The sequence below is a fragment of the Pseudomonas sp. V98_8 genome, assembly GCF_029967975.1.
Taxonomy (GTDB): Bacteria; Pseudomonadota; Gammaproteobacteria; order Pseudomonadales; family Pseudomonadaceae; genus Aquipseudomonas; species Aquipseudomonas umsongensis.
In genome coordinates, this window is sequence record NZ_JASCAE010000003.1 from 85,338 (window position 1) to 109,081 (window position 23,744).

Below are 23,744 nucleotides of genomic sequence, written 5' to 3' on the forward strand. Positions count from 1 at the left end.
GGTACTCCTCACTTGCCTGGTGTGTTTACCGTTCGTGCCTTTGCTGATGATCACCTTGGTCGTGGGGCATAAACAGTTGCACAGATGGGCAGGCTGCTAGTTGCAAGCAGGGTAAGGCGCTCTGTACCTGCGGCTCCACCGCACATTTACTTTTTCATTGGCATTTCCATCATGGACGACTGCTGGTCCATCATCTGCATCATCATGTCCATCATTCCTTTGCCTGCGCCGTCCTTCGCACCAGACATGCCCATGCAACCCATTGCACTGTGTTCCTTGCTCATCATGGACATGCTGTCCTTCATCGCTTTCATGCCTTCTTGCAAGGCGGCCTGGCGCTCAGCTGGCGTTTCAGCCGCTGCCGCTTTGTCATGTGCGGCCTGCATTTTTTGCATTTGCTCGGTCATGGCATTGTTCACGGCCGTCGATGCCGGTGCAGTGCTCACGGTTGAGTCGGCCGGGTGATGGGCATCCTCGGCAGAGACCATGAATGCACTGCTAGCCAGGACGGCAGCCAGAACCCATTTAGAATGCACTTGCATGATGAACTCCTGAGATTGTGAGGGATAAGTAGAATGGCTTGGTCGCGAAAAAGCGCCGCAGCAGGGCAGAGCAACCCTGTGCTCTGCCACTCTGAAGCAGGGGGGGGCTAATCGTTGAAACGGACGAATGTCAGCCGTACCGGGCTTTTTGGTGGCGCGGGACGTTTTAGTACAAGGGTGGCCAGAGAGGATTTTTGCTCAGAATCAAGCACCAATATCAGGACTGCCGCTGTTAGCAGTAACAGGGCCGCCCAGTGGACAGGATCCGCTGCTGGCGTCTGCAATGAAGGTTTTATCGCCGTGGCAGTGTCTTCACAGTTTTGAAGGCAACCATTGGCGTGGAGCGCATGACCATCCACCACATACTGCTCGATAGTGTGTGGGGCGGCCAAATTGTGTATCGGCTGTGCCAGACACCCCTGGATTGCCATCACGGCCACAGCCAGCACCCATACCGCAAGGGTAAGGTGCAATAGGCTGCGGCGGTGACGATGGAACCAGTACATGAAGTACAACCTCGACTTGTTACGTCGTGTTGATCTTCAGTCTAGCTGGCAAAGCAATGGAGAGTTTGATCCAAATCAAACTCAGGTCACTTGTGAAGCCCAACAACGCCAGCACCGGGATGGGAGCAATGCCCAGATGTATGACCCGACGCTTAATTTACTCACCTCAAACTCTTCAAATAGGCAATCAGATCCTGACGACTCTGCCTATCGGCCTGGCCGGCAAACATCATCACATTGCCCGGCACCAGGCTGGCAGGACTGGTCAGCCACTTGTCCAGATTGGCGTCATCCCACTTCAGGCTGGCGCCTTGCAGGGCGGCGGAATAGGTAAAGGCTGGGGCCTGGGCGCTGGTGCGATCGAATACGCCGTGCAGGCTCGGCCCCATCAGGTTCTTGCCCGTTTCGGGGCTGTGGCAGAAGCCGCACTGAGTCTTGAACAGGGCTTGGCCCTGAGCGACGTCGCCTTGGGCCAGTGTCAGAGGGGCGGCCAGCACCAGCGCGCCGGCCACCAGGAATTGTGTGTAGGTCATTGTGTTCCCCGTCAATAAAAGGCCCCGCCAGGACAGTCCTGGCGGAGCCGCAAGCGCAATCAGAATGAGTTGGCGAGGTCGATGCCCGACTTGCCCGGCGCCAGGATGTTGTTCGGGTCCAGCGCACGCTTGATGGCATGTTCAAGCTTGCGTTTGACCGGGCCGTAGCTCTGCGCGACTCGATCCTGGAAGGCGGTATTGACGCGGTAGACGGCGTAGCCTTCCTTCTCGAACACATCCAGCAACTCGGCGAAGCAGGCGTTCGCGCGCTGGGTCTCTTCGGGGTTGGTGCGGTCATATAAAACGTCGATGACGTGGTGCATGTCGCGCCAGCCGACGATGAACTCGCCGACGTAGTCCAGGCCGTGTTTGTTGAGGGTCTTCTTGGCCAGGGCCTGCTGTTTGTCGCACTCGCTGCCCCGGGCCTGGCTCACCGGTGCGAACCACATCGAGCCGCCACCGCCACGCCAGTTGTACAGGCCGAATTCCTGCAGGTTAGGCACGCCGGACATCAATTGGGCGCGGTACTTGAACGGCTGGGTATCACCCGCTTCTTCCTGGGTGACGATCCGGCCTTTGCCCAGTTGCTTGAGGGCGCCGGTGACGATGTTCCAGTTGACGTCGACCTGCTCCTTGGTGCCATACAGCGCGGCGTAGACGTTCCAGGCGCCGAGGTTCTTGTCTTTCTGGATTTGCTTGAGGATCGCGTCGGGGGTCGCGCCCGGCTCGCTGGTGTAGTCGGAGCGGCGGGTGTTGCAGGTGGAGGCTTCCCAGAGTACGCCAGCGATCACTACCGAATTGGGAATGACTTGGGCAATGCGCAACGGGCGGATGAATTCGACGATCTCGGCGATGTCCGATTCGTTCTCGAACTTGATCTCGAACGGTTTGAAAACCGGAGGTTTTGGCATCAGCCAGAAGCCCATCTTCGTGCAGATACCGTAGTTGGCCTGGGTGAACATGCCATCCAGGGTCGGGCCATAGCCCCACTTGAATACCTGCCAGGCGTTGTCGCCTTTTACGCCGCCCATGCCGGTGCGGTAAACATCGCCGTTGGCCAGCACAACCTCCATGCCGCACTGCATCAGGAAGTGTTCGCCGTAGGGGGTGTAACCCACGCCGCGATCCATGGTGTTGCCCAAGGGGCCGGCGATGGCCGACGGTGCGGAGAACGACAGCATCAAGGGCAGGTTGTGTTCCTGGATGTAGTCGTAGAGCTGCTGATAGGTCACGCCCGGCTCGACCAGGGCGGTACACAGTTCAGGGTCGACGTGGAGGATTTTGTTCATCTTCTTCAGGTCGAGAATGATCTGTCCGCGCTGGCCTGGTGCTGCCGAGCCGTAACCGAAGTTGCGACCTGTGGAGATAGTCCACACCGGGATCTTGTGTTCGTTGCAGATCTTCACCACGCCCTGCACCTGTTCGACGGTGGTGGCGGTGACGGCGGCAGACGGCGTGTGCCCGGCATTGTCCACGGCCATCATGATCTTGGCGTAGGGGATCAGTTGATCGTCTTTGACCAGGACGTTGTCATCGCCCAGCAGTTTGCGGAACTTGGCGATGGCTTGCTCGAAGTTTGCGCTGTCGACGCCGCGCGGGAGCAGGGTCTTGTTGTTTTGCTCAGTCATTGGATTAGCTCCTTCAAGCCTCGATCGAAAACGAAACGAAATTGCCGGTAAGCGGCACGGGGCGGCGGGCAATCAGTGGTGCCTGCCGGTCGCTGGTGGTGCCAAGGGCTGCAAGGGTGTAGCCCAGCGTGGCGGCCCATTGGTCTGAGCTGTCTCTGTTGCGGGCGGTGGCAGACGCTTGCAACGGCGCTTGCAGGCTGTGCATACGCTGTTCGGTCAGGCTGAAGCCGCTGCCACAGGCGTTCAGGCTCAGGCCCAGTTGGGGGGCGCAGCCGCTGGCGGCTTCGGCGCTGAGCAGACGGTGCTGTGAAGCGTGGGGCGTGGCGCGGTGCTGGCCGAGCCACTGCACGCGCGCGCCAGCGCTGCGCGCCAGGTCGACAATCAGTGCGGCACTGGCATCGTCGACCAGGCCGATGATGCGTTGCGGTTGGCCGCTACGCAGGCGTTTTTCAAAGCCCAGGATGAAGTCCAGGCTGAGGTCGGTACGCTGGACCTTGACGTGCTTGCCCCCCTGGCTGGCGTTGATGCCCTGGAGGAAGACCGACTCGGCCACCTCATTGTTGACAAGGACCAGGGTCGGCAAGACAGGCTGGGCTTGAGCGCCCAGAACACTGCCGGCCATGCTCAGGCCGGAGCTGGTCACGGCCATGCCGGCCAGGCTGCTCAATGCCAAGCCCTTCAGTACCGTGCGACGTTCGACGTTCATGGCAGGCTCCTCAAGGCTTGGCCGCCGGGGCAGGCGTTTTGGAAATGTACTCGGCGACCTGTTGCAGCGAGTTATCGTCGATGAACGAGGCAGGGAAGGCCGGCATGGCACGAAATCCATTGCGCACAATGGCGGTGATGTACTGCGCAGGCAGCTGGCGGCCGGTGATTTGCGGGCCGACCTGTTTTTCGTGGCAGTGGCCGCACACCTTGGCATAGACGTTTTCCCCGCCTTTCCAGACGCCGTCGCCATCGGCGGCGGCGTGACCAGCCAGCACGATCAAGGGCAGGGCAAGGCAGGCAGACAGGGTCCGTTTCACAGCTGAGCTGTTGAGGAGTGAAGACATTTCGTACTCCATTTTCTTATTGGCAGGTGGGTTCATGGGAGGCTTCATGCAGCTCAGAACGGATACGCCCTTGGCGCATGTTGCAAGGTGATCCAGTGGTCAGTGGTGAACTCGTCGATCGCCCAGTCGCCGTTGAAGCGACCGAGACCGGAGTTCTTCTCACCGCCGAACGGCGCATTGGGTTCGTCATTGACCGGGATGTCGTTGACGTGGGTCATACCGGCGTGGATGCGTCGGGCGAACTGCACGCCGCGCTCCAGGCTGGAGGTGAATACGGCGCTGGAGAGTCCGTATTCGCTGCTGTTGGCCAGTTCCAGGGCATGCTCGGCGTCCCGGGCAGACTGAATGCCGACCAGAGGGCCAAAGATTTCTTCATGGGCGATGTCCATGTCGGCGGTGACGTTGCCGAACACGTGCGGCGGCAGGACGTTGCCGTCGGCTTCACCGCCGACCAGCAGCGTGGCGCCTTCGGCTTGGGCCGTGGCGATCTTCTCTTGCAGGCCCGCCATTTGCTTGCTGTTGATCACCGGGCCTATCACCGTTTCAGCTTTGTTCGGGTCGCCGTAGGGCAGCGCCTTGACTCGCTCGACGAATCGCCGGGTGAAGGTTTCCAGCAGCGGCTGTTCGACGATGATGCGGTTTATCGCCATGCAGATTTGCCCCTGGTGGAGGAATTTGCCCACCACGGCGGCACTGACGGCCTGTTCGACGTCGGCATCGGCCAGGACCACGAACGGACTGTTTCCACCCAGTTCCAGGGCAACGTGTTTCAGATGCTCACCGCCGCTGGCGATGCGGCCGATGTTGCGGCCGACCTGGGTCGAGCCGGTGAAGGAGATGAACGCCGGGACCGGGTGCTCGACAAAGGCGTCGCCGATTTCCGCGCCGGAGCCGACGACGACACTGAGCACGCCAGATGGCAAGCCGGCTTCCTCGAAGATGCGCGCCAGCAACAGGCCGCCGGTGACGGGGGTGTCGCTGGCCGGCTTGACCACTACGGCGTTGCCCAGCGCCAGGGCCGGTGCGAGGGAACGTGCGGTCAGGTGCAAGGGGAAATTCCACGGGCTGATCACACCGATCACACCCAGGGGAGTTCGGTAGACGCGGCTTTCCTTGCCGGGGATGTTGGAGGCAAGAATGCGCCCATGCACGCGGCTGGGCAGGCTGGCTGACTCCAGGGTGATGGCGCGCGCGGCGCCCCATTCGATCTGCGCCTTGATGCGCGTACTGCCGGACTCGCGGATGATCCAGTCGATGATTTCTTCACGACGCTCGTCGAAGATTTTCACCGCGTTGAGCAGCACCTGGCCCCGTTCGGCCGGCCCTTTGGTGGCCCAATCGAGCTGAGTGACGCGCGCCTTGCGGTAGGCGGCATCGAGGTCTTCGCGATTGGCCTGGGTGATCTGCAGCAAGCGTGTCTGAGTGAAAGGGTCGAACACGTCCAACGTTCGACCGGCGCTGCCGGCGCGCCATTGTCCGGCGAGTGGCTGCAATTCAAGGTTGTGGTAGGCAGGGCGAACGAAAGGGGTAGTGGTCATGACGAGGTCACCTCTTTTTTTATTTATGTGCAGAGGTGCCTGTTAACATTTATCGTGCCATGTCTGTTTGTTGGGTGATTTTCCTTAATAAACAATAGGTTAAGTTACATTGTGGTCGCGCTGAATCCTGCCTCTGGCGCCGACTGGAAGGCCGTTGTGCGCAAATTTATGCAGAGAAAATCGCACGCTGTTGAAAGCTCGACGCCTAAGTGGGCGTCACCAGAAACTGTGCGGTTATCGAGCAGACGGACGACAAGGAGTCGTGGAGTCGATCGCTAGCGGATTGACCCCGCTGGAGGGCGGGGCATACTCACAGGTTACCTACCTGCCTCTTGTTGACTGCCCATGACTCGTACTACGCACACCAAGACTGGTCGCTCTGCCGGTGAGGATTTTCTCAAGCAGATGCTTGGCCGGCAGAAGCGCCTGATCGTCGACCGCGCCAGCCAGTTCGGCAGCAGCGGCTTTCCCACCGCTGAGCAGTTGGCGGAAACGGTGGCCTTCGCTCCTCAAGATGGCAGCGTGTGGTTGTGTGGCCAGCGCATGATGCTGCTGCAAGGTTCTGCGTTCGGGGCCATCCGCCGCGAGCTGATCGAGGCGCTGGGGTTCGACAAGGCACGTGGCCTGCTTACGCGTATCGGCTGGCAAGCCGGCGCGCGTGACGCTGCCCAGGTCAGCGAGCAATGGCCGGACGGTGATGACACCAGCCTGTACAGCGCCGGTCCACGGCTGCACATGCTCGAAGGCATGGTCAATGTCGAGGTGGTGCGCTTCGAAATCGACTCGGGCGTTGGTCACTTCTATTCCGAGTTCCTCTGGCACAACTCACTCGAAGACGACGAGCACATTGCAGCCTATGGCCTGGGCGGCGAACCGGCCTGTTGGATGGAGATCGGTTATGCCAGCGGTTACGCCTCGTCGTTGCTCGGCCGCCTGGTCGTCTTTCGCGAGCAGGAGTGCCGCTCGATGGGGCATCCGGCCTGCCGTATCGTTGGCAAACCGGCCGATCAGTGGGACGACATCGATGCCGACCTGGCGTATCTGGACCCGAGCGACTTCCTCAGTCGCAGCACTTACGCCTCGGGCACCGAAACCACCGTTGCCGAACTGGAGGAGCCCGCCGATGGCAAACCGCTGGTGGGCATTTCGGCGGCGTTCGTGGTTGCCACTCAATTGCTGCAACGCGTCGCACCGACCCAGGCGACGGTGTTGTTGACCGGAGAATCAGGGGTCGGCAAAGAGTTGTTCGCCCGCTCGCTGTACCAATCCAGTTCGAGGCAGCACAAGCCGCTGGTGGCGCTCAACTGCGCGACCTTGCCGGAAAACCTGGTGGAGGCCGAACTGTTCGGAGTCGAGCGTGGTGCCTTTACCGGTGCTGAGCGTTCGCGTCCCGGTCGTTTCGAACGGGCCCATGGCGGGACGCTGTTCCTCGACGAAATAGCGACGTTGAGCTTCAGTGCGCAGAGCAAGATTTTGCGTGCCTTGCAGGAAGGTGAAATCGAGCGCGTCGGTGGCACGGCGCCGATCCGGGTGGATGTACGGGTCATCGCCGCGACTAACCTGGACCTGCGTCGCGAAGTTGAGGCGGGACGTTTTCGTGAAGACTTGTTCTATCGACTGAATGTGTTCCCTATTCATCTGCCACCGTTGCGCGAGCGCCGCGAAGATATTCCCCTGCTGATGAGCTACTTCCTGCGTCATTTCAGCCAGCGCCACGGACGTCGGCTGGCGGGCTTCAGCACCAGACTGGTCAACGCACTGCTGACTTACCGGTTTCCCGGCAATATTCGTGAACTGCAGAACCTGATCGAGCGTGGCGTGATATCCGCCGGTGATGGCGAGGTCATTGACATCGTGCATCTGGCCGAGATTGGCGCGCCGTTGATGGCAATGGCCATCGGCCTGACGCCAGAGGGGCGCTTGTCGGCTGGCGAACGCCGTGATGAGGGGGCCGGCAAGGCAGGGTCTCCCCTCGAAGAGGGCGGTACCACAGACGCACTACGCGAGCCGGTATTGGAAGGTCTGCAGGCCTTCGTTTCCGGAAGCCAACGGGTGCTCAATACACCCTTGGCGGAAATCGAACTGCACCTGGTACGCCTGGCCATGGAACGCTCCGGTGGCAACATCACCGCGGCGGCGCAGATGCTTGGCATGAGTCGCGCCCAGGTCAGCTATCGTCTCAAGGGAAGCTAGTACCGGGCTGAACCCAATGCCCCGGGGCTCGATGCTCACGGGGCATTTTTGTGGGCGACAGTCTCAGAGCGGGACAGTGAACTTCAGCCAATAGGCCTGGCCATCGGTACGGTTGCGTACACCGGATTCATCCTGCCATTTGGCGCTGAGGAACCAGCCGTCCCGGCTGGCGTATTGCACGGCCGGGCCGATGGAGAAGGAGCTGCCGCGATTGCCATCGGCGGCATCGACCTGGGCGGCGGCGGCGCAGTGGGAAGCGCTGCACTGGTCATCGCTCACCTGCTTGTAAGCGTGGCCACCGACGCCGAGGACCCAGCCATTGCCCAAACCCCAGCCAAGGGTGTAGTCGGCGTGCAGCTCGCGGCCGGACTGATAGTGGGTGTCCTGGTTTTCGAAGTTGTAATCGTACATCAGGCGCACATCGGCGTTGAGACCCTCGGGGTCCATGTAGGTCATGGCATACACCGCTTGTGCGGTGTAATAGTTGGTGCCGAGGTTGATCAGGTCGTTCTTGTCATATTCGCTGGCGGTGGGCAGAACGAAGTCGATACCCACCGCGGTGTGGAACTTGTCACTGTGGTGGAACCCGACCACCGGGCCGAGGTGAGCGTCGCCGATGCCGCGCTTGTGGTCGTGCGGGCCGTTCTTGATGTTCAGCCGCATGTCATTGAGCGGTAGCAAGGCGTGGAAACCCAGGCTGCCACCCAGGACCTGCTGTTCGGTGACCCAGATGAACCGAGGCACAATGGTGGTGACGCGCAGGTCGATGTCAGCCACCTTGTCGCCCGCGTTGTCGCGAAGGGTATCGGCCAGGTAGTCGCCGACGAAAACCTGACCGTAGGTGCCAGGCGGCGGCAGGATACCCATGCCGTAGATTTCAATGCCCAGCGGCCAGGACGACACACCGCCTTCGGTAGCCTGGGCCAGTGAGGCGCTGCCGGCCAACAACAGGGCTGCGCTGAGCGAAAGGGGCGTGCAACGGGGGAGTCTGTGATGCATGGGAGGACAACCTTATTGTTATGAGTGGTGAACCGCAGTTGTTGCCTGCGCAAGGTTGTCCATACTCAACTATTGTGCCAGCTTGGATTTTATTATTATTCCTTTTAAATCAATAAGATGGATTGTCGTTGCTAATGGTTGCCGCGACCTGTGACGCTTCTTGTTAAGAAAATTCGACTGAGTGCGCAAAGTTCGTGACGGTTCACGCGCCGCTTTGCTCGATGCCGTGGCGGAAGGTATTCGGTGTCTGGCCAGCGAGACGGCGAAAGAAGCGTGAAAAATAGGTCGGGTCACTGAAGCCCAGGCTGTCGGACAACTGGTTGATGCTCATGTTGGTGTACGTCAGATTACGCTTGGCTTCCAGCAGCAGGCGCTGGTGAATGATCTGCAGCGCGGTTTGCCCGGCCAGTTCGCGGCACAGGGTGTTCAGGTGCACGCTGGAGACACCGATGCGCTGAGCGAACACCTCCACCGACAGATGCTCGCGGTAATGCTGCTCTACCAACTTGATAAAGCGGCTGAGCAAGTGCTGGTCGCGTTCGCCACGATTGCTCGGCGGCGTGCTGAGTTGACTGTGGCGGCTGGTCCAGACCATCAGCACACTGACCAATGAGTGCATCAGCACATCGCGCGCCGGTGCGCTGCTTTCGTATTCTTCAAGCAGGGCGGCAAACAGGGTGTTGATGTAACGACGATCTCGCCCAACCGGGTAGCACCCGCAAGACGCCAGGACGGTCAACGGCGCGCCCAGTTGCGACTCCAGTTTGGCCACCAGTGGCGCGCCGAGGGTGAGCACATAACCCTCGATTTTTTCCGAGAACTGAAAACCATGCACGGTCAGCGGGGGAATCACCTGGATGGCCGCTTCCAGTACGTCACTGCGCTTGCCCTCGATCTCGACCACGGCCTGGCCGCGTTGCACATAGAGCAACTGGAACAGGTCGGCATGGCGGTGCGGCTTGATCTCCCAATGGTGCAGGCTGCTGCGTTTGGGTATGGATTCACAGTGCAGCAAGTCCGGGGTGGACCACGCCTTGTTTTCACCATACAGCTTGAACACCGGGATGTTATTGACACTGTTTTTCATCGTGTTCGGCACCCTTGAGGACGGAAATGCACAGTGTGTGTGGTCGTTCGATAATCGAACCAAATTTGTAAAAGTGCAATTTTATCCCGAAAAATCACCTTTTATTGCATGTTTCATCAGTAAAAATGCAGGAGGTAAACAAAAAAAATAATCCGACCGCCATTTGCAAGCGGTTGGTGATCGCCTATCAGAGATTAAAATAATGAAAACTCAGGTTGCTATTATCGGTGCTGGTCCTTCCGGACTCCTGCTCGGCCAATTACTGCATAACGCCGGTATCGACAACGTCATCGTCGAACGCCAGACACCGGACTATGTCCTCAGCCGAATTCGTGCCGGGGTGCTGGAGCAAGGCACCGTCGACCTGCTGCGCGAAGCGGGTGTATCCGAACGCATGGATGCCGAAGGCCTGGTCCACGAGGGCGTCGAGTTGCTGGTGGCCGGCAAGCGTATTCATGTCGACCTCAAGACATTGACCGGTGGCAAGACTGTCATGGTCTATGGGCAGACCGAAGTCACGCGCGATCTGATGGAGGCCCGTAGCGCCCTGGGTGCCCCGATCATCTATTCGGTCGAAAACGTGCAGCCCCACGACATGAAGGGCGACAGCCCCTACGTCACCTACGAGAAAGATGGCCAAACCCACCGAATCGACTGCGACTACATCGCCGGTTGCGACGGCTTCCACGGGGTCGCCCGCAAGAGCATTCCTGCCGAGGTGCTTACCCACTACGAGCGCGTATATCCCTTCGGCTGGCTGGGACTGCTGTCCGACACGCCACCGGTCAACCACGAGTTGATCTACGCCCACCACGACCGGGGTTTCGTGTTGTGCAGTCAACGCTCGCTGACCCGCAGCCGTTACTACCTGCAAGTGCCGTTAACCGACAAGGTCGAAGAATGGTCCGATGAGCGTTTCTGGGGTGAACTCAAGGCACGTCTGCCGCACGAAGTGGCGGACAAGCTGGTGACCGGCCCTTCGCTGGAGAAAAGCATCGCGCCGCTGCGCAGCTACGTGGTCGAGCCGATGCAGTACGGCAAGTTGTTCCTGCTCGGCGACGCCGCCCACATCGTGCCGCCAACCGGTGCCAAGGGCTTGAATCTGGCCGCCTCGGACGTGTCCTACCTGTATCGCATCCTGGTCAAGGTGTACCGGGAGGGGCGTACCGACCTGCTGGAAAAATACTCCGAGCTGGCACTGCGTCGTGTCTGGAAGGGAGAGCGTTTCAGCTGGTTCATGACCAACCTGCTGCACGACTTCGGCGAGCACAAGGACGCGTGGGACCAGAAGATGCAGCAGGCCGACCGCGAGTATTTCTTCAACTCCCACGCAGGCTTGGTCAACATTGCCGAAAACTACGTGGGGCTGCCCTACGAAGCTATCGAGTAGAACACCTGCAATACCTGCGCTGCGCAGCTAGTCGTCACGCGCAGACGATAACGGCCTGTGGGCTGACTGCGGATACTGAACCTCTACAACAACAATAAAAATGTGTAGAGGTGTCCATGAATCCTATGCACGCGGCTGTGCCGCGGTCCGCTTACTCTGCTGCAAAAAACCTGAAGGCCATGGGGCTGATTGGCGTGATGATGCCGTTGGCTGCGCAAGCTGACTTTGTCGAAGACAGCCAGATGAACCTGGGATTGCGCAACTTTTATGTCGACCGCGACTTCAAGGGCGATAACCCGAGAACATCGCGCGATGGTAGTTGGAGCCAGGGTTTTGATCTGCGCTTTACCTCCGGTTACACCCAGGGTCCGCTGGCGTTCGGTCTCGATGCGGCCGCGCAATACGCCTATCGCCTTGACGGTGGCGGCGGTCGTGGTCCGGACAGTGTCTTGCCCTATAGCCAAAGCAGCCGGGAGCAGGCCAAGGATTACGGCCGGGCGGCACTGACCGGCAAAGTTCGCTTTTCGAAGACCGAGCTGAAAGTCGGTGAACATCGGCCGACGTTGCCGGTGGCCTTCCAGGACGACTCACGGCAGTTGGTGACGACCTTCCATGGTGTACTGGTCAAGTCCAACGAGATAGACAACCTGACCCTGACTGGCGGGCGATTCACCGAGATCAGCAGCCGTGAATCCTCCAACAGGGAAAAGATGTACCTGTTCACCAAACCAGGCGGGCCGCGCTACACCAGCGACGGACTGGACTTTGCCGGTGCCACCTACGCCTTCGGTCCCAACCTTTCGGCCAGCTACTTTTACGGGCAGCTGGAGGATATTTACCGGCAACATTACCTGGGCCTCACGCTCAACTCGGACCTGGGTGGCGGCTATCGCCTGAAGACCGATTTGCGCTACTTCAACAACAAGGAAGCGGGTCAGGCCCTGTACGGCGAAATCGACAACCACTCCTATGGCGCCATGATTACCTTGAAGAAGGGAGGGCATGGTGTTGGCGTGGGTTATCAACGCATGTTGGGTGACAGCACGTTCCCGACCCTGAATGGCTTCGCTCCGCAGCCTTATCTGGTGAACTGGTCGGCCGTGGCCTTCATCAAACCCAACGAGAGTTCCTGGCAGGCGCGATACGACTATGATTTCGCGGCCATGGGCGTGCCCGGCTTGACCTTGACCACCCGTTACCTGCGCGGCACGGGCATCGATCGCGGTGGGGACCTCAGCGACAGCGCTGAAAGCGAGCGGGATCTGTTTCTGGCGTATGTGATCCAGAGTGGGCCCTTGAAGAATGTGGGCATGGAATGGCGGAACATCAACGCCCAGTTCAAGCATGGCAATGACTATGATGAAAACCGAGTGATGACCACCTATACCTGGAAATTCTGGTAGGTCATGGTGGCGGTCGCTCTGCCTGGAGCGACCTGGCCGACATGACTACGTATGGACGCAATCGACGAAAAACCTCACGCCGGCCTGGCCAGTGTCTGCGATGGCAACTCACCAAAGGCCTGCTTGTAGGCCGCGGTGAAGTGGCTGGGTTGCGCAAAACCCCAGTGAAACGCCAGCGCTGATAACTGCAGGTCTCCCGGTTGGTGCCTCAGCAGTATTTTGCGAATCGCCTGTAGCCGGCAACTCTGGATATAGCGTTGCGGGCTGGTGCCCAGGCCATTGCGAAACGCCTGTTCCAGGCTGCGTCGGCTGGTACCGCTGATGGCTACCAGCTGCGTGATGTCCAGTGGCTGGTCGAGATGGGCATGAATAAAATCGACCACCCGTTTCACGGTGCCCGGCAAGAGGCGACGTTGTGGCTCCGTATGCAAGCTGGGGATCAGTTGCAGCAGGTTCTCGCAAAACAGGTGCTGCACATGAGACTGGCTGGTTGGGTTTGCCAGCAGCCCCGAGGCGTTGCCGGTTTCGCTGTCCACCAGGCGCAGCAAGCTGCCAAGGCTCTGCAGGGCGCGATGGTTGCTATCGAACAACAGTGTCCGGGTCGGGAGCCGCAGCTCGTGGGTCTGATGGTGGCGCTCCAGGTGATCGAGCAGTAATGCAGCATCCAGGGCAATGACGATCGCCTTGGCCCCTTCATGCCAGATGACATCCACCTCATGCCCAGGACTGAATACCAGAAGCTCTCCGCCATTGGCTTGCAGGCCATCGGGTCGACTGCTGATCGTACCTTGCAAGGGTAAAATCCCATGCCAGCTGTTCAAGGGGCTGGAGCTCACGCGCACCTCACCGCCCCATTGCGCCCCGAACAACTTCATCTGCGGCAAGGTCTGCAAGGTGAAAGCAATGTCCAGGGTTCCTTGTCTTCCGAGGCTGATCCGACGTTCTTCAAGATGGTTGTTGAGCAGCGCCTCGGCATCTTCGATATTGCGCGAGCGCAGTATCGGTTCCGCTGCAAACGGAATATTCCTGGCATGGCAGGCCTCGCTCCTTGAAGGAGGCGGGCCGCTGATAGAGGGCGTATTCATCAGCGTAACCTTTATTCTTGTTTGTCCGGGTTGCCCCGTCTGGTTAATGAGTGCTGTATCAACGGTGCTGTTGTTGCGGTACATGGACAACAGGCTCGACAGCGGGTGTCCCGTGCCCCCGCCAATGCAGGGATGATGAACGACGGCTGACCGGTTCCCTAGCTGTCGGGGCAAATAACGGCGCGGCTGGATAAGCGCTTGCGCAACCGCGTTAGCGGCCCGCGTCAGGCCCTCTGCATACTCCTGGCTCAACCAATAATAACAACTGAGGAACCGCCCGTATGAGCTGGATGACCCATCTGATGCTTGTCCTGATGGTTGCCGTTTGCAGCCCCGCAGCCATGGCCGCAGACGAGCGCCCGAACTTCCTGATAATTGTCGCCGATGACCTGGGTTACAGCGACCTGGGCAGTTTCGGCGGTGAAATCAGCACCCCGAGCCTTGACTCGCTTGCCCGGGACGGTGTGCGCCTGGGCAACTTCCATACGGCCCCCACCTGTTCGCCGACTCGGTCGATGATGCTCTCCGGTGCCGACAGCCACGTGGCTGGCCTGGGCAACATGGGCGAGCTGCTTCAGCCGTTCCAGCAAGGCAGGCCTGGCTACGAAGGTTACTTGAACGAACGCATGGTCACGGTCGGGCAAGTGCTTCAGGACGCGGGCTACAACACTTATACCACCGGTAAGTGGCACCTGGGTCGCACCGAAGAAACCAGCCCGAAGGCACGTGGTTTTGACCGCTCCTTCATTCTGGTACAAGGCGGCGCCAGTCATTTCGATGACCAGCACGCCATCATCGCGAAAGACCCGAAAGCGATTTATCGCGAAGACGGCAAACAGGTGGAAGTGCCCAAGGGGTTCTATTCCAGTGAGTTCTACACCAATCGGCTGATTGACTACATCGAAGCCGACAAAGCCAGCAACAAGCCGTTCATGGCCGTCTTGTCCTATACCGCCCCGCATTGGCCGCTGCATGCTCCGGATGACTGGCTGGATAAATACAAGGGCCGATACGACGCAGGCTATGAACCGATCCGCCAGGCACGCCTGGAGCGCCAGAAACAGCTGGGTATCGTCGCGGCGGATACGACGGCCAACACACCCATGGCCAAGGGGCTTCCAGACTGGAGCCAGTTGAGCGATGAGCAGCGAAAACGTGAGGCGCGCAACATGGAGATCTATGCGGCGATGGTGTCCAACATGGACTATCACATCGGTCGACTGCTCCAGTACCTGGAGAAAACCGGCAAGCTGGATAACACCTTCATTGTGTTTATCTCCGACAACGGTGCCGACGGCAACAGCCCGCTTGACCTGCCAGGCAACAAGGAGTGGTTCGCCAGCGAGTTCGATAACAGCCTGAAGAATCTCGGTCACAAAGGCTCGTATGCCGACTATGGCGCACAGTGGGCCCAAGTCAGTTCCACTCCGTACCCACTGTTCAAGGGCTTCACCAACGAGGGCGGAATTCGTGCGCCGGCGATCATCAGCGCGAAAATGCTGAAAAAGACCCACCTGCAAGGCACCGTCAATAAAGACATGGTCCATGTGATGGACCTGATGCCGACCTTGCTGGACCTCGCCGGCGTACCGCCACTGGGCAGAACATTCCACGGCCGCCCGGTGCAAACCATCAGTGGCAAGAGCATGCGCCCGTTGCTGGAAGGTCAAGCAATGGCCGAACGTCAGATTGGCTGGGAATTGTTCGGCCGCAAGGCGCTGCGCAAGGGCGATTGGAAAATCACCCTGGTCAACCCACCTTACGGCACCGCCAACTGGCAGCTGTACAACCTCAAGACCGACCCTACCGAAAGCCGCGACCTGTCCCAGGCCGAGCCGGTAAAAATGAAGGAAATGTTGGTTGCGTGGGAGCAGTACGCGAATGAAAACAACGTGCTCGATGGCAAGTTCGACCTCAAGTATGGGTTCGAGACGTGCCTCTATGAATATTGTTTCAAGTGAGAGGGTGCCCTGAAACCCGCTATGTGAGCGGCGACAACGTGAAACTGAACAATGGCAATACCGGCAAGTAGGGGGAGAAAATCAAAAGCCAGAGCGAGGCGGCTTGACAGTCGACCTGATTGCAGGTCTGTCCGGGATCTGATCGTTCCGACGCTCTGCGTGGGAATGCCGCCGGGAACGATCATCTCACCGCAAAAGAAAAAGCCCGACACTGGGTCGGGCTTTCCAATCATGTGGCCAAATCCCTTTGGCTGACTGCAGTGTGCTTGCCAAGTGTTACGAAGGCGTGACGGGAGTGTGGCCATCACGTGAAGCCCGGCGTTCTCTCAATGGAGCGTCTTGCGACTCTCTCCAATCCTGATTCGGTCGAGCGCCCGGTTTAAGGCGTCCAGGGCATCGAGAAGGGCTTTGGCCTCAGCTTCCCGGCCATCTCCCCATAGTCGTTCAGCCATTTTGTTCAGGGCCTGGATAGATCGTTCAATATCCGCAGCGGTGGCTGGAGGGGTGTTTGTCTGCTGCTTCTTTGACATGCTCAATATTTCTGAAGTGATGGAATGACAATGCGCAATCATCCTGACAAAAACAAGTGAGCAATGGTTGGCGATCATCGAACGCGCCGTTACAGGCGCTGCAGCAGTTACAGTACCCTATGCGCAGTTCAGCCAATGCAGGAAATGTAGATGAGCGATGAGATTGATATTCCAGAACCCGAGCACGACCATCTGCTCGATCATGAATTCCACGATGAAGAAGCATGGGTTGAACAAGACGCTCAAGGCATTCTTGACGATGAAGAAGATGAAGAAGAAGAGGATGATGACCTTGACTATCTGGATCAGATAGATCAAGAAGACGACTGATCATGGCAGGTAAATTCGAGAAAAAAGAAAGCCCGCACTGAGCGGGCAACTGGAATGAACCTGACTGATTCAGGCACCTGATTCAGGGTCGCTCGCGGGTAAGCCGCGAGCCTCCATGTCATTTTCGTCCTGAGCGCTTGTGCCTGCTTGCGGATGCTCGCTCGACACCGAGTTATTGACCGCCACATCTGTCATATCGTCATCGACAGGCGCTTCATCGTTCGGCGGCAGCGGCACCTGCGGCTGATCTTTGCGGGGATCGTGGCCGGTTTCGTTGTCCGTTGTACGCGTTACGTCCTGCTGTGACATGTTGCCCAGTGCATTTTCGTCAATGTCCATGCTGGCTCTCCGTTCTGAGGCGCGGGATGTCCGTGCTTTTACATGAGAGACAGCGGCGCATCGCGAGTGCCGGGCTTTGGACGAACGGCGCGTCAGGCCCAGTCGAAACCGGGTTCCGGGTCGATTGGCGGGATGCACTGCAAGGTGGTGAGATCCAGCAGTGTGAAATAACCGTCCAGCCAGCCCGCGGTGTCGATGTGGTACACATTGCCCAGCACCACAGGCTGCCTGAGTGGCGTATGCCCGACCACCAGGGCGCGAAGTCCATGGACGGCGCGGGTATCGCCGGCCTGAATCCGGGTTCGTGACCACATGCAGCGCAGCAGTACGGCTCGCAGCTGCTTGTCACTTTCAGGCAATTGCAGTTCGGCGCGAAGTTGGTCCCATGACGACACTGGGCAATCGGCGTGAATAATCCCGACCAATCCGTCTGGCGTCTCGATCTCGATAGCAATCGGTAGTTCGGCGAATTGCAGCGCGAACGCTTGCTGCTCAGGTGGCGATAGACCGGTGAACCAGGACCCGCCGTTGCAGATCCAGCTAAAGACGTCGCAGGTGTCGAAGTGCACCACGAAATCGTCATGGTTGCCGCGCACGGGGTGAAACCATGGCTTGGCAAGCCAGTCCAGTGCGTCCCGGCATTCAGGTCCACGATCAATCAAATCTCCGACGCTGAACAGCCGGTCGACAACAGGATCGAAACCAGCCGCATCCAGCGTGGCTTGCAATCGGCTGAAGTGCCCGTGAATGTCACCTGCCGCGAAATCCCGACCCGCAGTGTTTGCAGCAAAGCGCTGGATGCGCGGCACCTCGATAGTTGTGGTCATGGGGTACTCCGGTACGGCAGAACATGTTGCTTTGTTGCTGGTCGATCACCGCTTAAGCATGCGCCAGGGTTGTGGGCCGTGTCACAACCGTTTGCTTGAAATTTGGCATGGCTTCGCCGCGAAGCGTATACATTCCAGGGGTACTTCCTTTCTGAGAGAACGGATATGTTCAGATATCGCTCGTTTGTTGCCGCTATTGCCTGTGTTGCATTGGTTTGTGCCTCGACGCTGGCATTGGCCGATCCTGGTAATGGCAAGGGGCAAGGAAACACAAAGGGCAATTCGCAAAACAGCCAGGAGCATGGCAACCAGGGCAACCAGGGCAACAAGGGAAAGCATTCAGGGGGCGGTGATTGGGATAATGGCCCAAGCATCAACCGGGCAAACATTCTTGGCATTGTGGACGGGTATCGGGACTACTGGGCCCCTGGACCTGCGTTACCTCCCGGCATTCAAAAGAACCTCGCCCGCGGTAAACCGCTTCCGCCGGGGATTGCCAAAAAGCTCGATGGCCGGCTGACCGGCAGGCTGCCGCATTATGACGGGTATGAATGGCAGCAGGCGGGCACTGACTTGATACTGGTGGCGATCGCTACCGGTCTGATCTATGAAGTGCTTAACGGCGCTTTTGATTGATTCCTGCTGGCGCCTCCGTCCGTCGCGGGACTTGAACTGTCAGGGGGATTACGCGTCATAAGGTACGCGTAATCAACCCTCACGGAAGCAATCATGCTTTTAAAAAACAAGAGTCTCGTTGCTGTAATGTCATGCGCCCTGATGCTTGCAGCCGCCCCGTTACTCCCCGTTGATCTGTCCATCATGAACGCCGCCTATGCGAAAGAAGGTGGTGGTGGTGGTGGTGGTGGTGGTGGTGGTGGTGGTGGTGGTGGTGGCCACGGCGGCGGAAATGGCGGCGGAAATGGCGGCGGAAACGGCGGTGGCCATGGCGGTGGTAATGGCGGCGGTAACGGTGCCGGCCACAGTGGTTCGGGTCATGCTGGCAGTAACGGGCACGGCGAGGGTTTGAGCAGTGATCATGCTGGCAAGGCCGTTCGCGACCATGGCGTCAGTGGCAATCACTACGGCAGTGATCGTAATAGTGACAATGGCCACGGCACCACGACTTCAGGCATCGCACACTCCAAAGATACGCGCGGCTTGGACAAGGCCAGGGCCATTTCGGAATCGACGCCGGGTGATCACAACTCGAAAGGTTTGAGTAAAGCCGGCGCACCAAAAAAATCCCACTGAGCAGAAATTGCCAGGCAAGCGACTTTCTAGCGGCCAGGCTTCTAAAAAAATCCCGGAGACGTCTGTTTCCGGGATTTTTTTTGCGATGCAGATCGTTAAGGGTTTTACCGAGCGCTCTCGAGGATCAGCAATAACAATAAGCAGCTAGTCTTCACCTTGGTGTTGCAGGCTCTTTCCGTGTGGAGAGGAGACTGCTTTCCAACGCAGGAGCACAGCGTATGTCCAGAATTCTCTTTTTGATGTTCGCCGGCATGGTCATGTGCGTCAGCCCGGCTATGGCGGATCCCCTGAAGATCGGCGTCATCGGCTCCGGTAACGTTGGCGGTACGCTGGGTACGCTCTGGGTAAAGGCCGGGCACTCGGTCATGTTTTCCTCGCGCCACCCCGAGGAGCTGACGGATCTGGTCAATAGCGCTGGCCCCAACGCTCAGGCGGGCTCGGTGAGCGATGCCGCCACATGGGGCGATGTGATCGTGTTGAGTGTTCCCTATGGCGCGATGCCAGAGCTGTCCGAACAGGTCCAGGGCAAGTTGGACGGCAAGGTAGTGTTGAGCACCAGCAACCCGTTCGGCGGCCGTGACGCAGAGGTCGGGCGCAAGGCGCTGGAGATGGGAGTCGCCTCCGCGGACCAGCAATATCTGCCCGGAATACGCCTGGTGCGGGCGTTCAATGCCATAGGCTACGCTTCAATGAAAGACCAGTCGGGCAAAGACAAGGCGATTCCCGTGTTCGCCGACGACGCCGAGGCACGGGACATGGGTGCCCGGTTGGTGCGCGACGCTGGTTTTTTACCGGTTATTTTCCCGCTGGCGCGAGCCAATGAAGGGTTGCCGGGCGGCCCGCTCAGCGGCCTTTGGAACGAAGCCGAACTCAAGCGCAAAGTCGGTCTTTAGGAGAAATCCACCATGGCTTCCGCAAATCTGTTGGCCATCGCCTGGAGTGTGTTGTCTTGCACGGCAGCGCTCGGTCAAGGGGCGGCCGACACCGATCACCCACCGGCAATCCTGCCATTGGAATCCGAGACGACGCCAAGGCTCATTGCTTATCCGCCGCTTCCTGAGCCGCTCGCCCGCGGCGTCGTCATTATCCAGTATCGAACAGAGCACGCCAGGATCATGCCGGTATTCGGTAAGGCGGCTGCCGATGTATCTCCACGACTGGGCCACCTTCACGTGACTGTCGACGACTGGAAAGGTACGTGGGCGCACACCAGTGAAGACCCGATCATCCTGGTCGGACTGACCCCCGGCGCCCACAAGGTTCTGCTTGAAGTGGCCGACCCGACGCACAAGATCCTCACCCGTACGACAGTGAGCTTTACAGTGCCGCAGAAGGAGCCAATGGCTGGCTCTCACGCAGACGATGGTCACGCAGCAAAACAGCAGTGAAGCTCGAGCCCGGTCATGGCCGCCTCACGCCCTGAGCCTGTCCGTCATTGCATTCAAATAGCCATCGTCATCGTTGACGACCATCGTCGGAACGCCGCCCGGAGCATGCTCGCTCCTGCAGGGGGCACCGCGCTTTAGCCTTGCCGCCAGGGACGCTCCGCGTTCCGCTGTCGAAGCCTTCCCGCCAGTTGTATTTGCCAACGGAATCATTGAGTTACTGAATGGTCATAGTCTGGGGTTCAACGCCGTGCGGAATTTTTCCTGGCCAGAACCCTCTCACCCTCCGACCTTCAGGATGCTCAAATGAATCGCGCAGTAATGATGACCCTGGCCCTTTCCAGCCTGCTCTTGCTGGGAGGCTGCGGACCTCACTGGGAAGATGGAGAAAGGTATGGTCGCTACCACGATCATGATCATCGCCGTGGATATGATCGCGATGACGATGACCGAGGGTATGACCATCGATACGATCGTCGCGACGATGATCGCGACAACCGTCGTTATCGCGATCGTGACGATCGGGACGACTGATACATCCAGCGTCTTTTGAAAAAAGGGGCAGGGGTTGTCAGCTTCCCGACTCACTGCCCCTCTCAGTGCCCCCGTCATCCTGCGACTCCGCGTCTTTTTTCATGGAGTGCGCGTCGGAGCCGGCATTTGATCCCGCTGCCTCCTCGCCCTTTTTATCGGCTTTTTCTTCGTTGGATTCAGGCTGGTTCAGTCCGGGAAGCGCTGAAGGTGGGATCGTTGCATCCTCAGTTGTTTTCTCGGCGGCTTGGACCCATAGCGGCGAGGCCGACAGAAAGCCCGACAGCATGAGGGCGGCAATGGTGATGTTCATCGTTTGAGTCTTCCGTGCAAGGGGATGTACGGCATTTGAAGCACGGCTCACAGGAAGGTGCGCAGTGGCGGACGGGCGGCAGATCCGAAGTGTTGCAACGGGCGCCCGGGAACCCTCACTTTTTCGGCGATTTGTTGCTTGTGGGGATGTGCAGGTAGGACATCACGCTTTCGGTCAGTTCGGTCGCCAGCTTGACGGCTTCCTTGTTGCGAGCCATTACGCCAGCCACCAGGCCTTCGATCAGGGCGAGCACGGCAATGTTGGAACTGGTCAACACCGGATGGTCAGCCGGGGCAAACAGCACGTGTTCGGCAATGGCGGTGAGGGGGGAGGCGGGTGAGTCGGTGATCGCCAATACCGAGGCGCCGCGCGCGTTGGCAAAGCGTGCAAGTTGCAGCGTATCGAGGGAGTAGCGCGGCAGGGAGATCGCGAGCAGTACGTCCTCATCAGTGATGGCAGCCAGCCGGTAAGCGGCGTTTTCGTTGCCGCCCTCCATGCTGATGGCGGTTGCGTCCGCGCAGAAGGGCATCAGGGTCGAGGCGGCGAGACCGGCGAAGTAGACGCTGTTGCCAAACCCGAGGATGTAGATTTTCCGCGCCTCGATCAGACGAGTGACAAACGCCTCGAAGGTCTCGGCATGGTTGTTGGTCGCCGCCGTGGCGAGATTGCTGCTGGCGCTGTGGATTTGCTCATGCAGGCCAAATGCGCCACCCGGTCGATGCGCCAGTTCGTTGCGCAACTTGTCGACCGGCGACACCATCTGCTGCAACGTCGCGACCAGCTCGGCTTTCATACCGGTGTAACCACCCAGGTTCAGCGCCTTGGCCAGTCGATTGACCGCTGCTGGCGAGGTGGATGTCTCTTGGGCCATTTCTTCGATGGTCAACGTCGCGGCCCTGAGCGGGTGACGCAGGACAAAGTCCGCCACTTTGCGCAGTGACGGCGGCAGGTCGGAAACGATTTCCGCCAGTTTGCGCATCACTGGCGCGGCATAGACCGTGGTGTCTTTCGAAGGGCTTGGCATATCCGGTTCAACATGTCCTGAGGGTTAGGGCGCATACAAGACTGTAGGAGCGAGGCTTGCCCGCGAAGAACGATGACGCGAAGTTTCTGAAACACCGCGGCGTTCGCTTCGCGGGCAGCCTCGCTCCTACAGGGTTCTGCCAGCGAGTGTATCCGAAGCCGACCCTCGGTGTGCGCGGAAGGCTTATTTCAAGCTCTCGCGCCTGAAGTTGCTGCAGTACTCAGGCTTCACTACGACCATGCAACAAAGTAGGCGAAAACTCCTACAAAATATAAAGAAAGATCTCTCAAGTCATCCACATACAAAAATTAATCGAAGCCTGGCACGGTGGCTTGGTTTATCGAATCCGCAATCACCCTGAGAAAAAAATTAACTTACTAAGTTAGTGAAGTTCTCGGTGTGTTAGAGCGGCGTTGAAACAGCACGAAAACCAACACCCGCAGTGAAAGACAAATGACAGAATACTTACTCGTTTTGTTTATCGGGGTCATTTCAGGCGTCGTCAGTGGTGTAATCGGTACGGGGGCATCGATCATGCTTCTGCCTGCGCTCGCCCTTTGTTTCGGCCCCAAGCAGGCGGTGCCGATCATGGCGGTGGCAGCAATCGTTGGCAATATTTCAAGAGTTATTCTTTGGCGAAAGGATATTCACTGGAAGGCGTTTTTAGCCTATTCGGTGACAGGGGTACCCGCAGCGGCTCTTGGTGCACACACACTCTGGAACCTGAAAGCAACCTGGATTGATATAGCCCTCGGGACGTTCTTTCTGCTCATGATTCCCTATCGCCACTGGGCAAAATCAAGAAATTTCACTCTTTCGCTTTGGCATCTCTCAATCACAGGGGCTTTTATCGGCTACCTCACGGGTATTGTTCTTTCTACCGGGCCGCTGACCATTCCAATTTTTTCTGCATACGGGTTATTGAAAGGCCCATTGCTCTCAACCGAAGCAGCCGCCTCGTTTGTTATTTACTTGAGCAAGACAATCACTTTCAAAGCGATTGGAGGCCTTCCCCTGACCGTCGTATTGAAAGGCCTGCTGATCGGGCTCTCGCTGGCCGCAGGTATGTCGATTGGCAAATTCATCACGCTGAAAATCTCCATGACGACATTTCAAAGGCTCCTGGATATTTTAATGCTGCTTTCGGGGTTTTCTTTATTAGCAGGAGGATTGACCTGAGGGAGATGAGCTCGTTGTTTCAGGCGGTTCCGTGAAGAACTTTTGGGTGGGCAACATCCCGCCCGGAGCGTTTCAAAGCCGACCCTCGGTGTGCAGCGACGGGCCAAGAGTCGGTGTG

Annotated in this window: 26 protein-coding genes; 11 read left to right on the forward strand and 15 right to left on the reverse strand. The window is 58.7% G+C overall.

What is annotated here, in order from left to right:
- Nucleotides 1-146 precede the first annotated feature (146 nt).
- The 7 genes from QLG10_RS03440 to pchA form a co-directional block, all read right to left on the reverse strand.
- Nucleotides 147-542 (reverse strand): hypothetical protein, encoded by a 396-nt coding sequence (locus tag QLG10_RS03440; RefSeq protein ID WP_020800240.1) that lies wholly within the window; start codon nt 540-542, stop codon nt 147-149.
- Between the two features lie 107 nt (nt 543-649).
- Nucleotides 650-1,048: a hypothetical protein gene (locus tag QLG10_RS03445; RefSeq protein WP_110753830.1), complete on the reverse strand. Its 399-nt coding sequence runs from the start codon at nt 1,046-1,048 to the stop codon at nt 650-652.
- 161 nt (nt 1,049-1,209) lie between these two features.
- Nucleotides 1,210-1,581, reverse strand: a complete 372-nt coding sequence (locus QLG10_RS03450) for a cytochrome c family protein (protein ID WP_110753828.1) — start codon at nt 1,579-1,581, stop codon at nt 1,210-1,212.
- A gap of 59 nt (nt 1,582-1,640) precedes the next feature.
- Entirely contained in the window at nt 1,641-3,209 is a 1,569-nt protein-coding gene (locus QLG10_RS03455; RefSeq protein ID WP_110753826.1) for an FAD-binding oxidoreductase, read from the reverse strand.
- A gap of 13 nt (nt 3,210-3,222) precedes the next feature.
- Complete coding sequence (locus QLG10_RS03460; protein WP_188263565.1) at nt 3,223-3,915, reverse strand: hypothetical protein; 693 nt, start codon at nt 3,913-3,915, stop codon at nt 3,223-3,225.
- Between the two features lie 10 nt (nt 3,916-3,925).
- Complete coding sequence (locus QLG10_RS03465) at nt 3,926-4,261, reverse strand: cytochrome c (RefSeq protein WP_110753944.1); 336 nt, start codon at nt 4,259-4,261, stop codon at nt 3,926-3,928.
- A gap of 53 nt (nt 4,262-4,314) precedes the next feature.
- A complete protein-coding gene (gene pchA / locus QLG10_RS03470) occupies nt 4,315-5,799 on the reverse strand; it encodes a 4-hydroxybenzaldehyde dehydrogenase (RefSeq protein ID WP_282485526.1) in 1,485 nt (494 codons plus the stop codon).
- Nucleotides 5,800-6,144: 345 nt separating this feature from the next.
- On the opposite strand from pchA, the gene QLG10_RS03475 reads away from it, so the two are divergent.
- Entirely contained in the window at nt 6,145-7,992 is a 1,848-nt protein-coding gene (locus tag QLG10_RS03475) for a sigma-54-dependent Fis family transcriptional regulator (RefSeq protein WP_110753820.1), read from the forward strand.
- Nucleotides 7,993-8,055: 63 nt separating this feature from the next.
- Here QLG10_RS03475 and QLG10_RS03480 read toward each other — a convergent pair whose 3' ends face one another.
- Together QLG10_RS03480 and QLG10_RS03485 are read right to left on the reverse strand one after the other, a co-directional pair.
- Complete coding sequence (locus QLG10_RS03480; RefSeq protein ID WP_110753818.1) at nt 8,056-8,991, reverse strand: transporter; 936 nt, start codon at nt 8,989-8,991, stop codon at nt 8,056-8,058.
- A gap of 202 nt (nt 8,992-9,193) precedes the next feature.
- The gene (locus QLG10_RS03485; protein WP_110753816.1) at nt 9,194-10,078 is read right to left on the reverse strand and encodes a helix-turn-helix domain-containing protein; all 885 of its coding nucleotides are present in this window, start codon (nt 10,076-10,078) and stop codon (nt 9,194-9,196) included.
- 202 nt (nt 10,079-10,280) lie between these two features.
- Between QLG10_RS03485 and pobA the strand changes: the two genes are divergently transcribed.
- Complete coding sequence (pobA, locus tag QLG10_RS03490) at nt 10,281-11,468, forward strand: 4-hydroxybenzoate 3-monooxygenase (RefSeq protein WP_110753814.1); 1,188 nt, start codon at nt 10,281-10,283, stop codon at nt 11,466-11,468.
- Between the two features lie 125 nt (nt 11,469-11,593).
- Entirely contained in the window at nt 11,594-12,871 is a 1,278-nt protein-coding gene (locus tag QLG10_RS03495; RefSeq protein ID WP_110753812.1) for an OprD family porin, read from the forward strand.
- 74 nt (nt 12,872-12,945) lie between these two features.
- Here QLG10_RS03495 and QLG10_RS03500 read toward each other — a convergent pair whose 3' ends face one another.
- Nucleotides 12,946-13,956, reverse strand: coding sequence for an AraC family transcriptional regulator (locus QLG10_RS03500; protein ID WP_248678359.1), 1,011 nt, complete (start codon nt 13,954-13,956; stop codon nt 12,946-12,948).
- 281 nt (nt 13,957-14,237) lie between these two features.
- Here QLG10_RS03500 and QLG10_RS03505 point away from each other — a divergent pair, with 281 nt between their 5' ends.
- A complete protein-coding gene (locus QLG10_RS03505; RefSeq protein WP_282485527.1) occupies nt 14,238-15,917 on the forward strand; it encodes an arylsulfatase in 1,680 nt (559 codons plus the stop codon).
- Between the two features lie 326 nt (nt 15,918-16,243).
- On the opposite strand, the gene QLG10_RS03510 is transcribed toward QLG10_RS03505, so the two are convergent.
- Complete coding sequence (locus tag QLG10_RS03510) at nt 16,244-16,447, reverse strand: hypothetical protein (protein WP_033044641.1); 204 nt, start codon at nt 16,445-16,447, stop codon at nt 16,244-16,246.
- A 150-nt stretch (nt 16,448-16,597) separates the two neighbouring features.
- Between QLG10_RS03510 and QLG10_RS03515 the strand changes: the two genes are divergently transcribed.
- The gene (locus QLG10_RS03515) at nt 16,598-16,777 is read left to right on the forward strand and encodes a hypothetical protein (RefSeq protein ID WP_248678361.1); all 180 of its coding nucleotides are present in this window, start codon (nt 16,598-16,600) and stop codon (nt 16,775-16,777) included.
- A gap of 69 nt (nt 16,778-16,846) precedes the next feature.
- Here the strand turns inward: QLG10_RS03515 and QLG10_RS03520 are convergent, their stop codons facing one another.
- Entirely contained in the window at nt 16,847-17,116 is a 270-nt protein-coding gene (locus QLG10_RS03520) for a hypothetical protein (RefSeq protein WP_248678362.1), read from the reverse strand.
- Between the two features lie 92 nt (nt 17,117-17,208).
- Nucleotides 17,209-17,943 (reverse strand): metallophosphoesterase, encoded by a 735-nt coding sequence (locus tag QLG10_RS03525; protein WP_188263562.1) that lies wholly within the window; start codon nt 17,941-17,943, stop codon nt 17,209-17,211.
- Nucleotides 17,944-18,108: 165 nt separating this feature from the next.
- Here QLG10_RS03525 and QLG10_RS03530 point away from each other — a divergent pair, with 165 nt between their 5' ends.
- From QLG10_RS03530 to QLG10_RS03550, 5 genes are all read left to right on the forward strand, one after another.
- A complete protein-coding gene (locus QLG10_RS03530) occupies nt 18,109-18,579 on the forward strand; it encodes an anti-virulence regulator CigR family protein (protein ID WP_188263561.1) in 471 nt (156 codons plus the stop codon).
- Nucleotides 18,580-18,672: 93 nt separating this feature from the next.
- Nucleotides 18,673-19,194 carry a hypothetical protein gene (locus tag QLG10_RS03535; RefSeq protein WP_282485528.1) on the forward strand — a complete coding sequence of 174 codons (522 nt, stop codon included), beginning with the start codon at nt 18,673-18,675 and terminating at the stop codon, nt 19,192-19,194.
- Between the two features lie 218 nt (nt 19,195-19,412).
- On the forward strand, nt 19,413-20,087 hold the full coding sequence (locus QLG10_RS03540) for an NAD(P)-binding domain-containing protein (RefSeq protein WP_110753796.1): 675 nt from the start codon (nt 19,413-19,415) through the stop codon (nt 20,085-20,087).
- 12 nt (nt 20,088-20,099) lie between these two features.
- Complete coding sequence (locus QLG10_RS03545) at nt 20,100-20,582, forward strand: DUF6130 family protein (RefSeq protein ID WP_282485529.1); 483 nt, start codon at nt 20,100-20,102, stop codon at nt 20,580-20,582.
- A gap of 303 nt (nt 20,583-20,885) precedes the next feature.
- Nucleotides 20,886-21,113, forward strand: coding sequence for a hypothetical protein (locus tag QLG10_RS03550; protein ID WP_110753792.1), 228 nt, complete (start codon nt 20,886-20,888; stop codon nt 21,111-21,113).
- Nucleotides 21,114-21,150: 37 nt separating this feature from the next.
- On the opposite strand, the gene QLG10_RS03555 is transcribed toward QLG10_RS03550, so the two are convergent.
- Both QLG10_RS03555 and QLG10_RS03560 read right to left on the reverse strand, forming a co-directional pair.
- Nucleotides 21,151-21,423 (reverse strand): hypothetical protein, encoded by a 273-nt coding sequence (locus tag QLG10_RS03555; RefSeq protein WP_248678366.1) that lies wholly within the window; start codon nt 21,421-21,423, stop codon nt 21,151-21,153.
- Nucleotides 21,424-21,538: 115 nt separating this feature from the next.
- Nucleotides 21,539-22,447, reverse strand: coding sequence for a MurR/RpiR family transcriptional regulator (locus QLG10_RS03560; protein ID WP_110753788.1), 909 nt, complete (start codon nt 22,445-22,447; stop codon nt 21,539-21,541).
- A gap of 453 nt (nt 22,448-22,900) precedes the next feature.
- On the opposite strand from QLG10_RS03560, the gene QLG10_RS03565 reads away from it, so the two are divergent.
- Nucleotides 22,901-23,626, forward strand: coding sequence for a sulfite exporter TauE/SafE family protein (locus QLG10_RS03565; RefSeq protein ID WP_282485530.1), 726 nt, complete (start codon nt 22,901-22,903; stop codon nt 23,624-23,626).
- The last annotated feature ends 118 nt before the right edge of the window (nt 23,627-23,744 follow it).